General features: G+C 66.9%; 15 protein-coding genes and 1 pseudogene. 9 read left to right on the top strand and 7 right to left on the bottom strand.

Going from position 1 to position 14,739, the window contains the following annotated elements; all coding sequences use genetic code 11:
• Positions 1-900, top strand: a 900-nt coding sequence (locus WAW17_RS03010; protein ID WP_422331534.1) for a dihydrolipoamide acetyltransferase family protein, incomplete at its 5' end; no start/stop codon positions are given.
• Between the two features lie 10 nt (positions 901-910).
• Entirely contained in the window at positions 911-1,159 is a 249-nt protein-coding gene (locus WAW17_RS03005) for an acyl carrier protein (RefSeq protein WP_422331533.1), read from the top strand.
• A 37-nt stretch (positions 1,160-1,196) separates the two neighbouring features.
• Here the strand turns inward: WAW17_RS03005 and WAW17_RS03000 are convergent, their stop codons facing one another.
• The 3 genes from WAW17_RS03000 to WAW17_RS02990 form a co-directional block, all read right to left on the bottom strand.
• Entirely contained in the window at positions 1,197-2,504 is a 1,308-nt protein-coding gene (locus WAW17_RS03000; protein ID WP_422331537.1) for a serine/threonine-protein kinase, read from the bottom strand.
• Positions 2,505-2,760: 256 nt separating this feature from the next.
• Positions 2,761-3,297, bottom strand: coding sequence for a flavodoxin family protein (locus WAW17_RS02995; RefSeq protein ID WP_422331532.1), 537 nt, complete (start codon positions 3,295-3,297; stop codon positions 2,761-2,763).
• 100 nt (positions 3,298-3,397) lie between these two features.
• Positions 3,398-3,706 (bottom strand): dsRBD fold-containing protein, encoded by a 309-nt coding sequence (locus WAW17_RS02990; protein ID WP_422331531.1) that lies wholly within the window; start codon positions 3,704-3,706, stop codon positions 3,398-3,400.
• Positions 3,707-3,931: 225 nt separating this feature from the next.
• On the opposite strand from WAW17_RS02990, the gene WAW17_RS02985 reads away from it, so the two are divergent.
• Genes WAW17_RS02985 through WAW17_RS02960 form a run of 6 tightly spaced genes read left to right on the top strand, consistent with a single transcriptional unit; the run spans position 3,932 to position 8,973 of the window.
• Complete coding sequence (locus WAW17_RS02985) at positions 3,932-5,089, top strand: 4Fe-4S dicluster domain-containing protein (RefSeq protein WP_422331530.1); 1,158 nt, start codon at positions 3,932-3,934, stop codon at positions 5,087-5,089.
• A complete protein-coding gene (locus WAW17_RS02980; RefSeq protein ID WP_422331529.1) occupies positions 5,086-5,547 on the top strand; it encodes a Crp/Fnr family transcriptional regulator in 462 nt (153 codons plus the stop codon). Before WAW17_RS02985 ends, WAW17_RS02980 begins: the two co-directional genes overlap by 4 nt.
• A 4-nt stretch (positions 5,548-5,551) precedes the next feature.
• On the top strand, positions 5,552-6,388 hold the full coding sequence (locus tag WAW17_RS02975) for an FAD/NAD(P)-binding protein (RefSeq protein ID WP_422331528.1): 837 nt from the start codon (positions 5,552-5,554) through the stop codon (positions 6,386-6,388).
• Positions 6,388-7,179 (top strand): oxidoreductase, encoded by a 792-nt coding sequence (locus WAW17_RS02970; protein WP_422331527.1) that lies wholly within the window; start codon positions 6,388-6,390, stop codon positions 7,177-7,179. Before WAW17_RS02975 ends, WAW17_RS02970 begins: the two co-directional genes overlap by 1 nt.
• The gene (locus tag WAW17_RS02965) at positions 7,163-8,455 is read left to right on the top strand and encodes a Ni/Fe hydrogenase subunit alpha (protein WP_422331526.1); all 1,293 of its coding nucleotides are present in this window, start codon (positions 7,163-7,165) and stop codon (positions 8,453-8,455) included. The genes WAW17_RS02970 and WAW17_RS02965 overlap by 17 nt, the downstream gene beginning before the upstream one ends.
• The gene (locus tag WAW17_RS02960) at positions 8,452-8,973 is read left to right on the top strand and encodes a hydrogenase maturation protease (protein ID WP_422331525.1); all 522 of its coding nucleotides are present in this window, start codon (positions 8,452-8,454) and stop codon (positions 8,971-8,973) included. Before WAW17_RS02965 ends, WAW17_RS02960 begins: the two co-directional genes overlap by 4 nt.
• Here WAW17_RS02960 and WAW17_RS02955 read toward each other — a convergent pair.
• From WAW17_RS02955 to WAW17_RS02940, 4 genes are all read right to left on the bottom strand, one after another.
• Complete coding sequence (locus WAW17_RS02955; protein ID WP_422331524.1) at positions 8,945-9,826, bottom strand: universal stress protein; 882 nt, start codon at positions 9,824-9,826, stop codon at positions 8,945-8,947. The two genes, WAW17_RS02960 and WAW17_RS02955, sit on opposite strands and share 29 nt — an antisense overlap.
• Before the next feature lie 50 nt (positions 9,827-9,876).
• Positions 9,877-11,598 (bottom strand): GAF domain-containing sensor histidine kinase, encoded by a 1,722-nt coding sequence (locus WAW17_RS02950; RefSeq protein ID WP_422331523.1) that lies wholly within the window; start codon positions 11,596-11,598, stop codon positions 9,877-9,879.
• Positions 11,599-11,676: 78 nt separating this feature from the next.
• On the bottom strand, positions 11,677-12,324 hold the full coding sequence (locus tag WAW17_RS02945; protein ID WP_422331522.1) for a response regulator: 648 nt from the start codon (positions 12,322-12,324) through the stop codon (positions 11,677-11,679).
• A 179-nt stretch (positions 12,325-12,503) separates the two neighbouring features.
• Entirely contained in the window at positions 12,504-13,505 is a 1,002-nt protein-coding gene (locus WAW17_RS02940; protein WP_422331521.1) for an Acg family FMN-binding oxidoreductase, read from the bottom strand.
• Between the two features lie 375 nt (positions 13,506-13,880).
• Here WAW17_RS02940 and WAW17_RS02935 point away from each other — a divergent pair.
• Positions 13,881-14,735: pseudogene (locus WAW17_RS02935) on the top strand (ABC transporter ATP-binding protein); the annotation flags it as partial.
• Positions 14,736-14,739 lie beyond the last annotated feature (4 nt).

Here is a 14,739-nt window from a genome sequence, read left to right as displayed (position 1 = left end):
GTCGTGCGCGAAGCAGCGCCCCCGCGGGAGGTGACGCCGGTGCGCCGCGCTGCACCGGTTGGTGCCGAGGCGCGACGCCCCCGCGTGTCGCCGGCCGCCCGCCGGGAAGCGGAGCGACTCGGGCTCGACCTCGCGTCGATCACCGGTACCGGGCCGATGTCGTCGATCACCCTCGCCGACATCGACCGTGCTGCCGCCGAGACGGCCGCAGCGGTCCCCACTGTGACCAAGGACAAGACCCGTGAGATGCGCCGTGCGATCGCCGCGTCGATGAGCCGTTCCAAACGCGAGATCCCGCACTACTATCTGACCGAGCAGATCCCACTCCAGGCCGCCGGTGCGTGGCTCGAACGGGAAAACGCGGGCCGTTCGATCACCGAACGGGTTCTGATGGCCGCCGTGCAACTCAAGGCCGTTGCGGTGGCCGCCACACGATTCCCGGACCTCAACGGATTCTGGCAGGACGGCGAGTTCCGGCCACAGTCCTCCGTGCACATCGGGGTCGCGATCTCGTTACGCCAGGGAGGGCTCGTCGCACCGGCGATCCACGACACCGCCGAGAAACCTCTCGTGCAACTGATGAAGGAACTCACCGACCTGGTGGCCCGGGTGCGGGCCGGTTCGATGCGCAGCTCGGAGATGTCCGACCCCACATTGACGGTGACCAATCTGGGCGACCGGAGCGTCGACGCCGTGTATGGGGTGATCTACCCGCCCCAGGTGGCGTTGGTCGGGTTCGGGAAACCAGCCGAGCGTCCCTGGGTGGTCGACGGGGAAGTGCGTGCGCTCCCGGTGGTGACGGGAACCCTGGCGGCGGACCATCGGGCGTCCGACGGGCATCGGGGGGCGCTCTTCCTTGCAGCGATCAACAACATCATGCAGCACCCGGAAGAGTTGTGAGGAAACGACTGTGAACAAACCGGACATCGATGCCGCGGTTCTCGCGGCACTGCAGAACATCGCACCCGAGGTCGAAAGTGACGAGTTGGTGGCCGACCGGCCTCTTCGCGACCAGGTCGATCTCGATTCGATGGACTGGCTGAACTTCCTCGTCGCCGTGCACTCGAAATTCGGTATCGACATTCCGGAGGCCGACTACGCCAAGCTCGTCACCTTCGCAGATGTCACCGGCTACGTGGCCGAGCGCGTGACGACCTGAGGTGGGAAGCCCGACACCCCCGAGATAGAACTCACTGCTACCGAGCGGGAGCCCAGCACGGGCCGTCCGGTGGCGGGGTGTGCTCGTATCCCGGGTAGCAGGGCAGAACTTCTGGCCCGGCCTGTGCCGGCGCGGGCGCTGCGGGTGCGGGCGCTGGTGGGGGCGGCGGGGACCCGGGCGGCAGACACGGGCCGTCGGGTGGCGGGGTGTGCTCGTATCCCGGGTAGCAGGGCAGAACCTGCGGAGGGCCGGCTGCCGGAGTCGGTGCTTGCGGCGCCGGTGATACCTGCGGCGCAGGTTGTGGGATTGAACTCGGTGGAACGGCTTCCTCGAGCGGAACTGCATCCGCGATCTCTGGTTGCGTCTGCAGCGGCGCCTCCGCCTCCGCCGTCGGGCTCGTCAGGGCGCTCGGTGCCGTCGGGGCCGATGCCGCGGGGGCAGGGGGAGTCCAGGCCGGCGGCTCCGCGCTCGACGTCTGTCCGGTGCCGGAGACGTCGGACGATGACGATCCCGAACCTATGACGATTCCGCCGACGATCGCGACAGCGACGATCGCGGCCAGCGCAACTCCGGCAACCATGCCACCGCGGCTCCGGCTGATCGGAGGGATCACACGATTGGGCTCGGCACCCGGCCGTGGTGCTGTCGCCGCGGCGCGGGCAGCAGCGGCCAGCTCACCCGCCGACCGATAGCGCACTGCGGGATCGGCCGCCGTTCCGCGGGCGATCACGGCGTCCATGCCCGCGGGTAGCGTCGACATTACCGACGACGGGCGCGGGGGCAGATGGTCTGGGCTCGACGACGGAAAGAACCTGCCGGTGAGGCATTCGTACAAAACCGCAGTCAGGCCGCAGATCCCCGACGCGGCTCCGGGACTTGCGGGGAGCCAGGTACCGGTGAGGTAGACCGCCCCGCCGTCCTGCATGAAGACGTTTGCCGATGACACTTCCGGCTCCGGCAGTCCGGCCGCGCGCAAGGCATCCAACGCCGACGCCAGTTGCCCGGCCACTGCGACCGCACGATCGACGTTCATGGGGCCGGTGGACTCGAGAATCGTCTGCAGGTAAGTGCCTTCGATGAGCGGTGTGGCGAGGAAAAGGCGATTGCCGACCTGTCCGAAGTCGTGGATCGGCATCACATGCGGGTTCTGGATGTGCGCCGCGATGCCGGCTGCTCGTTCGAAACGTTCGCGATAGTCGTCGTCTTCGGTTGCTTCCGGCGGAAGTGCCCGCACTGCCACCTGTCGGAGCGTGACCGTATCGACCGCTGACCAGACCTCACCGTTCGCATCCATTGTCAACGGACGGTCCAGTCGGTATCTGCCGAATCGGGCTCCAACTTGCATTGTCACTCTTTGCCGCTCCACTTCGCTGCGTATGTAGAACTGTGCACCCGCGCGCGACCTTGCACGGCACCTGGAACATGCCCGCAGTGAGCACACTCTGAGGAGGGGCTCGCCCCGGTTATCACCGTCGGCAAGTCTTCGCCGGTGCAAAGCCTGTGTCAACGACCCCCCGGACACCAAGGCGATGGGCGACTCGGGGAAACTCCTGCCGGTTTCCCGGGATCAACGCCAACCCTGGAAGAGCGCGTCGATAAGCTCACTGCTCCCTGACGGTGCGCACCTGCTCGGCGACGGACCGTCCCCACTGCTCGGCCCGATCCTCCTCACCGGGCTCGAGTTTCGATTCCTTGTCGACGAGGAAACTCTCCGGATCGACGACGAGTTCGAAGCCCAGGTGCCGAAGCTTCCTGCCGATCCCCTTCGACGCGCGACCGGTCAGCATGGCAGGCGCATCAATGCGGGTGTCGAAGGCGGCGGCTTTCCCGCCGACGGGCTCCAGGGACGCGAGCCAGTCACGCACCCCCTCGCTCTCGGCGTCGGGTTCCACCTCCAACGCACTGTCGGGATCCTTCGCCGCCTCGACTGCGCTGTGGCGGGTGGATTCCCGGCTCATGCCGTGCACGTGCGTGGGGCCGCCCACCACCACCAGGTCGAACCCCGACAGGTCCTCGTCGGGCGCGTGGGACACCGGAACGGTCCGCACCTCACCGGTCGGCCCCATCCCGCGGGCGATCGCCTCGGCCACATGACGAGTGTTGCCGTACATCGACTCGTACACCACGAGTGCTCGCATAATGCATGCTCCTTGCTGGTCTCGGGCCGGTCTTCCCCAGAGGCGGTACCCCACAGCCGAGGCATCGAAACGGCGAGGCATCGAAACGGCGATCGGGCGGTCACGGCCGCAGCGCGCCCCGGATGACCGCCTCCTCCGTGGCCGCCGATTCGCACACCTGGTGGGAAAGGTCGGTCAGGGCCCGCGCGACCGCCAGCTCCTTCCCGATTCTTTCGACCTGAGGATGACGCGAACGGATCTTGGCGGTCCCGGTGCCCTCGAGGATCACCCCTCCCGGACCCGTCATGAGCCGTGCCCTCGCGAGCATCGCCGCTCCGGCACCCCTGGATGGCTCCACCCGGTCGACGAAGAGTTCCACCGTCCACCGTTCTGTGGCCCGCTGCTCTTCGTGTGCCTGATCTTCGGTCACGTCGCGCTCCCGGATGCCGCGTCACTTCTCCTGTTCCCATCCCAGTCGACCCCCGCCTCCCGGGGTAGGGCATCGGGGCCTGCGGAAAAGTGACGTTCGTCGTTCACCGGGGTGTCCGGGCCCGGTGCGGCAAGAAGGAAGGGCCGAACGACCCTGTGCGGACCACCGAGGACGTGGCTCAATGACAAGTGGGTCTGCGAATCGAACCAGGGAAGAAGCGATCGCATGGACGGGGAGTCTGCCGTACCGGTAAGTGAGAGTGTCCTGAATCGTCCGGGTCTGGACCGCATGGTCGACGTGTTGTGGGGGCGCGGTTTTCGCGTGATCGGACCAACCGTCCGTGACAGTGCAATCGTCCTGGAGGAACTCGACACCGGGGCGAAACTGCCCTCCGGATGGGGTGTGTCGACCGGACCGGGTACCTACCGCCTGCGACGCAGAGATGACGAAGCGGTGTTCGGTCATTCCGCGGGCCCCCAGTCGTGGAAGCAGTTTCTGCACCCGCCTCGGCAACAGCTGTGGTCCGCGGGCCGCAGCGGCACGTTCACACCGCCCGCCGAGGACGACACACCCCTGGCGTTCGTGGGAGTGCGCGGCTGTGACCTGGCGGCCATCAGCGTCCTGCGCCGGGTGCTGTGCCCGGATGTGAACGCCGACACCGCAACAGCACGTCGATTCCGAAACCTGTTCATCGTTGCCGCACACTGCACCGAACCCGGGGAGGTGTGTTTCTGCGCCTCCATGGGAACCGGTCCCGCTGCGGGCCCGGGATACGACCTCGCGCTGACCGAACGCGTCGACGACTCCGGTCACAGTTTCCTGGTCGAGGTCGGAACCGACGCCGGCAGAGCTGTCCTTGCCGATCTCGACCGACGTCCGGCCACCGCCACGGAGATCGACGGTGCCCGCAGCGCGGTGGCGTCCGCAGCGGGACGGATGGGACGTGCCATGCCCGAAAGGGATCTGCGATCGCTGCTGCACTCCGCCCGAGACGCCGATGTCTGGCAGGACGTCGCCAGTCGCTGCCTCACCTGCGGGAACTGCACCATGGTGTGCCCCACCTGCTTCTGTACCACCAGCGAGGACGTCACGGACCTCACCGGTGAGCACGCCGAGCGATGGCAGCACTGGTCGTCCTGTTTCGAGCCGAACTTCACCGAATTGCACAGCGGGAACGTCCGGGTGTCCGGTGAAAGCCGGTACCGGCAGTGGATGTCGCACAAACTCGGTACGTGGTTCGATCAGTTCGGAACGTCCGGTTGTGTCGGGTGCGGACGGTGTGTCGACTGGTGCCCCGTCGGCATCGACATCACCGAAGAGGCTGCGCGGCTCGCCGACCTCCTGCCGGAACCGGAGTCGCACGATCCGCAGGAGCTTCGATGACCGTGGGGAGCGGTGCGCTGCCGCCCACCCTCGTCGGACTCAGCCCCGAACACCAAAAGCTCCTCGCGGAACTGACCTCGCCGGTGCAATTCGCTGCGGGCGAGATCATCCTCCGCGAGGGCGATCCGGCGCAGGGATGCTGGCTCCTGCGTACCGGCACCGTGGTTCTCACGACCACGGTGCTCGGACGCGGCACGGTGATCGTCGAAACCCTGCACGGCGGCGACGTGCTCGGGTGGTCCTGGCTCGGTCCTCAACCGGTATGGCAGTTCGGTGCCAGGGCCACGACGGTCACTGATGCCACCCAGGTCGATATACCGGCATTCGAACGGATCGCGGATGCGCAGCCCGCGTTCGGGTATGCGGTGACGCGCGCCCTTTCCGGTGTGCTGGTCGCACGCCTGCAGTCCACGCGGGCGCGGTTGCTCGATTTGTACGACGGACGACGGGAAGTGTGACACCGTGCCGGGCCATCCCACGCTGCCGGACGGATACCGGGTCGTTTCCCGCGCCGTCGAAACCCACGACTGCGTGACGGTGACACTGGCACCGCTGACACCGTCCGCGGGGGTCGGCACTTTCGCACCCGGCCAGTTCATGATGTTGTACGCCCACGGGGTCGGCGAGATCGCGATCTCGCTGAGCGGCGACCCCACCGGCGCCCACGGGATGTGGGTGCACACGGTCCGCAAAGTCGGCGCGGTGAGCAAGGCGATCCACGACGCCATGCCGGGTACGGTTCTCGGGGTCCGCGGGCCCTTCGGCCACGGCTGGAACCTGCACGCCGGATCGGGCCGCGATCTCGTGATCGTGGCCGGGGGAGTGGGATTGGCACCCTTGCGTCCGGTGGTCCTGGCCGCACTGGCCGCGCGTGAGCGGTTCCGCGACATCGTCCTCGTCGTCGGCGCACGCAGACCGACAGAGATCCTGTTCCGGGACGACCTCGCTTCGTGGCAGACCCGCGCCGACCTCAGCGTCGAGTTGACGATCGACCAACCGGTCTCCGGATGGGACGGCGCCGTCGGATTCGTCACCGAGTCACTGCACCGCATGCACATCGATCCCGATCACACCACCGCACTGCTCTGTGGCCCGGAATCCATGATGCGTTTCTGCGCACGCGCATTGACGGATCGGGGAATGCATCCCGGGGACATTCAAGTGTCTCTCGAACGCAACATGCAATGCGGCATCGGAGTCTGCGGGCACTGCCAACTCGGCGAGCTCCTGCTGTGCCGGGACGGACCCATTGTCGATTACGTCACCGCCGAACCACTTCTACGGGTACCGGAGTTGTGATGAGTGCACCCCCGACCGCCACACCGAAACTTGCCGTGTGGAAATTCGCGTCCTGCGACGGCTGTCAGCTGACGCTGCTCGACTGCGAAGACGACCTGCTGCCGCTGTCCGAGGCGGTGGAGATCTCCCACTTCCGGGAACTCACCGACACGGTCACCGGTGGCCCCTACGACCTGTCGCTGGTGGAGGGCTCGATCACGACGGCCGCCGACCGCGAACGCATTCGCGCGGTGCGGGCGCAGTCCCGGGCCCTCGTCACGATCGGGGCATGCGCCACGGCCGGAGGAATTCAGGCGCTGCGCAATTTCGCCGACATCAGGGAGTTCCTGTCGGTGGTATATGCCAGCCCCGAATACATCGACACCCTCGCCACGTCCACGGCCATCGCCGACCACGTCCCGGTGGACTTCGAACTGCGCGGCTGCCCTATCGACAAACGCCAGCTCCTCGAGGTGATCACCGCATTTCTGGCCGCCCGCCGCCCGAACATTCCTGACACCACCGTGTGCACGGAATGCAAACGCCGCGGATTGACCTGCGTGATGGTCGCAGACGGGACGCCCTGCCTCGGGCCCGTCACCCACTCGGGCTGCGGGGCGCTCTGTCCCGCGGTCTCGCGAGGGTGTTACGGCTGTTTCGGACCCGCCCCCGACCCGAACCTGGCCTCGATGAGCGGGTGGTTGCGCACCTGCGGGATGAGCGAGGCCGCCATCGACCGGGTCTACGCCACGTTCAACGTGGCCGCGTTCCGGAGTGCGGCGGAAGGTTCCGGGCATGACGCCGCGCAGTAGACAGCTGACGATGCGTGCCCTCGCCCGGGTGGAGGGAGAGGGCCGGATCGACGTGACGGTACGCGACGGCCGGGCCGACCGCGTCGAACTCGCCATCTACGAGCCACCCCGGTTCTTCGAATCGTTCCTGCGCGGCAGGCATTACCTCGAACCCCCGGACATCACGGCACGGATCTGCGGCATCTGCCCGGTCGCCTACCAGGTCAGCGCGTGCAACGCACTCGAACAGGCGTGCAATCTCGAACTCGACCCTGCGACACATGATCTCCGCCGTCTTCTCTACTGCGGCGAATGGATCGCGAGCCACACGCTGCACATCTACTTCCTGCACGCCCCCGACTTCCTTGGAATTCCCGACTCGATCGCGCTGGCCCGCACAGACCGTGCGCAACTCGAACGGGGCCTCGCCCTGAAGAAGGCGGGGAACGCGATCCTCGACCTGATCGGAGGCCGCGCGATCCATCCCGTCAACGTGCGCGTCGGCGGGTTCCATCACGTCCCCACCCCGCGCGATCTGTATGCCCTCGCAGTGCAACTCCGTGCCGCGCTGGACGACGCGGTTGCCACCGTCGACTGGGTGTCGGCGTTCGACTTCCCCGACGGGGACGTCGACCACGAACTGCTGGCCCTGCACGAGGACGACCGCTACGCGATCGAAAGCGGAGAAATCCGATCCACCACCGGACTGCACTGCACCGCAGCCGAATTCCCGGAACATGTCTCCGAGAAGCAGGTGCCGCACTCGACCGCCCTGCACGCCACCCTCGACGGCCGGCGCTACCTCACCGGCCCACTCGCGCGCTATTCGCTCAACTCGTCGCAGCTGACGGGAGCTGCCGCACACGCCGCCGCTGCAGCCGGTCTGGGGCAGACGTGCCGTAACCCTTACCGCAGCATCGTCGTCCGTGCGGTCGAGGTGGTCTATGCGGTGGAGGAAGCGCTCCGCATCATCGAGGGATACCGGCGTCCGTCCAGGCCGTTCGTGCCGACGGTGCCGACCCGGCCGGTGGGTCACGGCGTCAGCGAGGCTCCCCGGGGACTGCTGTATCACCGCTACGAACTCGATGCCGGCGACCTGGTGCACTCCGCCGTGATCATCCCGCCGACGTCGCAGAATCAGTCCGCGATCGAGTACGACGTTCGCCGCGCAGTGGAGACCAATCTCGATCTTCCCGACCCGGAACTGGCTGCGCTGTGCGAGCGCACCATCCGGAACTACGACCCGTGCATCTCCTGTGCCACCCACTTCCTCACCCTGACGGTCGATCGACGATGACGATCGTGCTGATCGGGCTCGGAAACGAATACCGTCGCGACGACGGTATCGGACCGGCGGTGGCACGGGAAGTCGCGTATCGCCTCGGGCCGGCGGTGTCGGTGTCGGTGTCGGACGGAGACCCGACACTGCTGCTCGAGGCGTGGGCGGCCGCCGACCTGGCCGTGCTGGTCGACGCAGTCATGTGCGATCCGTCGCGGCCGGGCACCGTGCACCGCCTACCGCTGGACGCGGCCGCGGAGATGCCGACCGCGTCGACCAGCACCCACGGGATAGGACTCGGTGACGCATTCCGGTTGGGCTCGGCGTTGAACCGGCTCCCGCGCAGCGCCGTCCTGTACGTCGTGGAGGTCGCGGACGTCGGGCCCGGACGTGGATTCTCGCCACCCGTGCGGCACGCGGTGGCCCCGACGGTCACGGCCGTACTACGAGAACTGGCCCCGCTCCACCAACCGAGCCCGGCTACCTACCCTTCGCGGCGCTCGCGCCTCAGCGGACGATCAGTAGTGGACAGTTGACGGAGTGCATCAGCGCCCGGCTGGTCGAACCGAGCAGCATACTCGCGAACCCACCGCGACCGCGGCTTCCGACAATCAGCAGTTGAGCTTCCTCCGCGTGCTCGCGGAGGTTTCGTGCCGGTTGATCCATGACGACCACCGAGCGCACTTGCACATCCGGGTACTGCTCGACGCGCCCGGCCAGGCTCTCCGACAACAGAGCCGTCTCACTTGCCACGAGTTTCGCCCATTCGGTATCCCGGTCACCTTCGAAGGACACATGGACATCGACATCGGACCATGCGTGCACCGCCACGAGTTCCGTCTGTCGCAGAGCCGCTTCCTCGAAGGCCATGGAGATCGCGGGTTCGCTGTGTTTCGAGCCGTCGACACCCACCACGACGGGTCCCGTCAGTTCGTTGATGTCGAGTTCGGGCAAACCGCGTATCACCGCGACCGGGCACTGCGCGTGGGTTGCCACCGCCGCACTGACCGATCCCAGAAAGCCTCGGGCCAGGACTCCCCGTCCGTTGGCTCCCACCACCACCATGAGGGCGGATTCCGCCCGTTCGAGGAGCATGCCCGCGGGTGTTCCGGTGGTGAGCGCGCTGTCGATGTCGAGGGTGCGCCCGGCGGCGACCTCGGCGGCCACCTCCTCCGCCCGCGTCAGTCTCTTCTTGCCCTCGAGTTCCTCTTCCTCGAAGAAGCTGGCAGGCACGCCGATGGGGACGCCGTACACGCCGGGCATGAAGGTGGTGGTGACCACGGACAGGGGAGCGTGCCGCAGTACCGCCTCCCGCGCAGCCCAGGCGACGGCCTGCAGGGACGACGGCGACCCGTCGATTCCGACGACGATCGGGCGGCGAGCGGTCATGATGCACTCCTCGGTTTCGCGGTCTTCTCGACTGTATCCCGCCCTGTGGCTCAGGGCAGCGGAGCGGACCACCGCAGGGTGGTGCCGCCGCCCGGACGGGTGTTGATCGTGAACCGTCCGTTGGCCTGTCGCGCCCGCACCCCGAGGTTGTCGAGGCCACTGCGGGCGACGTCGTCGGGTATGCCGGTGCCGTCGTCGGAAACCTCGATCACCAGGTCGTCATAGACCGAGATGCCGATGGTGACGGTGTGCGCGGCCGCGTGCCGCACGACGTTGCTGAGAGATTCACGCAGCACCGCTTCGGCGTCGTCGGCGAGCGTGGCATCGACCACCGACAACGGACCCGACATATGCACGGTGGTGCGTAACCCGGAGTCGGCGGTGATCTCCGAGATGATCTCGTGCAGCCGTTGCCGCAGCCGGGCCGTGTCGCTCGGGCCGCCGTGCAGATCGAAGATCGCGGTCCGGATGTCCTGCACGATGTCGTGCAAGTCGTCGATCGAGTGCCCGAGCCGGGTCTTGACCTCCTGCGACTTCGCGCGTTGCAGAGTGCCCTGCAGTGACAGGCCGACGGCGAACAGTCTTTGGATCACGTGATCGTGGAGATCACGGGCGATGCGGTCGCGATCGGACAGCACGTCGAGTTCGCGCATGCGCCGCTGGGTGTGGGCCAACTGCAGCGCCACAGCCGCCTGATCGGCGAAACCGGACATCAGAGCCAGCTGCTCCTCGTCGAACGGCGGTGAACCCGCGTAACGGAGCACCACGAGAACACCGTCCACCGACTGCGCCGCCCGGAGGGGAAGCACCAACGCCGGGCCGAACGGGATCGTCGCGTCGAATCCCGGGTCGAAGGCCAGTTCCTCGACCCTCAGCGGCATCCTGCTGCGAAACGCCCTGCCCGACGTGGAATTCTCGAGCGGGATCGAACGTCCGATGACGTCATCGGACAGGGCCCCTGCCGCCACCGTCACCACCAATTCGGTGACCTCGTCCGACGGGACGTCCGGATCGTCAGGAACGGCCAGGAAGGCACTGTCCGCGTTGGTCAGAGCCAGCGCGTCGTCGGCAACCACCTGCAACACGTCGGCGGTGTCGCTACCGGCGAGGAGTTCGGTGGCGATGTCACGCGTGGCCTCGAGCCACGACTGCCTGGTGCGGGACTGCTCGTAGAGCCGGGCATTCTTGATCGCAACCCCCGCGGCGGCGGCGAGAGCGCGAAGAACCACCTCGTCGTCCTCGGTGAACGGCTGGTTGTTCAACTTCTCGGTCAGGTAGAGGTTGCCGAACACCTCGTCCCGGACCTGGATGGGAACCCCGAGGAAGGTCTTCATCGGGGGATGCCCGGGCGGGAATCCCGTCGAGGCGGGATGGTGGGACAGATCGTCGAGACGGATCGGCTTCGGGTTCGTGATGAGAAATCCGAGAACACCGTGACCCCGGGGCAGGTCGCCGATCCTCTCCTGGGTTTCCGAGTCGATGCCCTCGAAGATGAATTGACTCAGGTCGTCATGGGGGCCGCAGACACCGAGTGCGCCGTAGCGCGCGTCCACCAGATTGATGGCGGCATGGACGATCGTGCGCAGAGTCTCGTCCAGGTCGAGGGCGGAGGTCACCGACAGCATCGCCTCGATCAGACCGTCGGCGTGGTCCCGTGCCTCCAGAATCACGTCGATGCGGTCCTGGACCTCGCTGAGCAGCTCACGAAGCCGCAGTTCCGAGAGGGGTCCGAGAATACGACTGGGATCCCGATCATTGTCCGGTCGGATCACATACCGATTCTTCCACTCGAGGCCCGCCTCGAGGGCCGGAACTGCGTATCCGCATGTCGGGACCGGTCGGTCGAGCCGTCACTTCAAGGCCGGATTCGGCGGTAGTTTGGTGGCGAGCACGGCGGCTTGGGTGCGCCGTTCCACGCCGAGTTTCGTCAGCAGACGGGACACATAGTTCTTGACGGTCTTCTCGGCGAGAAACATGCGGGCGGCGATCTGCCGATTGGTCAAACCCTCGCCCAGCAGTGCCAGCAGGGTGCGTTCCTGATTGGTGAGCCGCGCGAAGGTGCTGTCTTCCTCGCTCGCATCCGCGCGAAGTTTCGCCATCAACGCCGCGGCCGCCCGGCTGTCGAGGAGGGATTTGCCGGCACCGACGTCGTGAACGGCTTCGGTGAGCTCCATTCCCCGGATGTCTTTGACCACGTAACCACTCGCCCCGGCGAGAATGGCGTCGAGCATCGCCTGATCGTCGGTGTAGGACGTCAGCATGAGGCAGCGGAGCTGCGGCATCTGCGACAGCAGCTCCCGGCACAGCTCGATGCCGTTCCCATCCGGCAATCGCACGTCGAGTACCGCCACATCGGGTGTGAGCGCCGGGATCCGGGCCAGCGCCTGCGAGTAGGACGCGGCCTCACCGATCACGTTCAGCTCCGGGTCCGAGCTGAGCAAGTCGGCAATTCCGCGGCGTACGACTTCGTGATCGTCGACGAGAAACACGTTGATCATCCGGCAACCTCCATCCCTGGGGCTAGTGCCGTCGTGCCTCAGCATAGGTCACGCAGACGCCGGGGGAGGTGAGACCAACGAGATACGCGGGGCGCAGTGGGACCGGGGCGCAGTGGGACCGGGGCGCAGTGGGACCGGGGCGCAGTGGGACCGGGGCGCAGTGGGACGGGGAGGCCTCGTTACGGCCGGGCGCCCCGCCGGGTACCTACCGACAACACCGAGTCCGTGGGACGCCGGGGCGTCTGGCGCCGCGAGGTACGCGGGACCGTTCCGACCCGGATCAGCGCCTGCGGATACCCACCGTCCGGCAGGAGTTCCCGGATCATCTGCCTGCTCTGCCGAAGTTCGGTGACGTGGGTGAGCGGGCAGGTCGCGATTCCGTTGACGGTGGCCTCGAGGAGCACCGAGGAGAGTGCCTCGCCGGAGCGGAGCCAATCGGGTCGTGTGTCGGAAGGGGTGCTCAGCACCAGAACCGTCGACCGATCGATGTCCGCCGCCGCGCCGTCGGGGCGGATCTCGTCCCGGCCCGGAGGGAACCGTCGACCGATATCGACCCGAGCACTGTTCTCGGCGGTCGCCAGCGCGTCCGCCGGGATTCCCCCGGGCGGGAGGGAATGTCCTGCCCACCAATGTAATTCGGTTTGATAGGCCGAATCGTACTTGCGGGCTGCGGCAGAGAGCTCGGTCGCGGCGGCAAGCGTGGTGCGTGCGTCCTCGGGCAGAACCGTCAGATGCACTCCTTGCCGCTGCACGATGTCCGACAGGTACCGGGGCATCGGATTCTTCGGATTCACCGGACCGAACGGCCGACGGTCGGAATACCGATGCCGGATCGCGGCCAGAAGATCGAAATCGTGCGAGCGGGGTTGGGCGTCACGGCGGAACACGATGGTCGCGAGATGACTCGAATGCGGACCCTCGGGCATACGCCGGATATCGGAAGACCAGCGAAGGGCAGTCAGGGCAACCTGAAGATGATGAAGCGCTGCACCGCAACTCACCACCTGTTGACGTCCTGACGGGTCCGTCGACGCCAGTAGCCGCCCACGCTCGGTGCGGAGTTCGAGCCGGCCGTCGAGGTACCGCCACATCCACGGCTGGCTGTTGTGTATGGACGGGGCTCGGCAGGCGAGGTCCACCGCTATCCGGACCACGTTCTCATCGGGAATGGTGGTATCCACGCTCGCCTCCACCTCGTTCCACGCTCCGCCGCACTCGGCGAAGAGCCTCGTGCACGCGTCTCAGTCTTCGCCGGAGCCCGGTCGTCCGGTAAGGGCCAATAGTCACTGTGAGAGAGGGCGAATCGCCCAGCGCTGCCCGCGGGGCGTCCGCGGCGGCTGCCGATGCTTGTCGAACATGGGGATCCTCGTTCCGGTCACAACAGGGCTCTCGCGAGTCGACGACACGCTCGACTCGTACAACGATGCGGTAACGGAGTAGCTCCTGGCAGGGCCGAAAGTCACTACCGGTGTCCTGGCGATGCTGAAATCCTGAATGACATGTCCACCCGTGCGGCAGTGCGCATGACCGGTCTGACGAAGACGTACGGGCAGCTGCTCGCACTGGACGCCGTCAGTCTCGACATCCGTCCCGGTGAGGTCTTCGGATATCTCGGTCCCAACGGCGCGGGGAAGTCGACGACCCTGCGGCTGCTCATGGGGATGTTGCGACCGACCTCCGGATCTGCCGAGGTCCTGGGCCGGGACACATGGTCGTCCGCACCAGAGGTACACCGTCGGGTCGGCTACGTCGCCGGTGAACTCGCTCTGTACGACCGGATGACAGGCGCGGAACACATCACATATTTCAGCCATCTGCGCCGCCGGCCGGACACCGAGGTGGCCACTGCCCTTGCGGAGCGGCTCGACCTCGACCTCGGAAAGACAACTCGGGCATTGTCGAAAGGAAACCGGCAGAAGCTGGCACTGGTCCTCGCGCTGATGTCCGCACCGGAGTTGCTGATCCTCGACGAACCCACCGGCGGTCTCGACCCACTCATGCAGCGGGAGTTCCACGCGATTCTGCGCGAACACACCGCAACCGGGGGCACGGTGTTGCTGTCGTCGCACGTACTCGGCGAGGTCGATCGCGTGGCCGATCGCGTCGGCGTCCTCCGGGAGGGACGGCTGATCGCGGTGGAAAGCCTTCACGAACTGCGACAGAAGGCGATGCACCACATCGCCGCCGAATTCGCCGAACCGGTGCAGGAGTCGGATTTCGCCGCCGTTCCGGCCGTCCGGGATCTGGTGGTGCAGGGGACGACCATGACCTGCAGTGCGCCGCAGTCGGCCCTCGACGCGGTGCTCCGCCGTGCAGCCGACTACACCGTGATCGATTTCGAATGCGCAGAAGCGGATCTCGAGGAGACCTTCCTGGCGTTCTACGGATTCGGTGCCGGCAATGCACCATAGTGTG

The sequence above is a fragment of the Rhodococcus sp. (in: high G+C Gram-positive bacteria) genome (genome assembly GCF_049286785.1).
Lineage (GTDB): Bacteria > Actinomycetota > Actinomycetes > Mycobacteriales > Mycobacteriaceae > Rhodococcus_F.
This window is presented reverse-complemented; position numbering and strand designations above follow the sequence as displayed.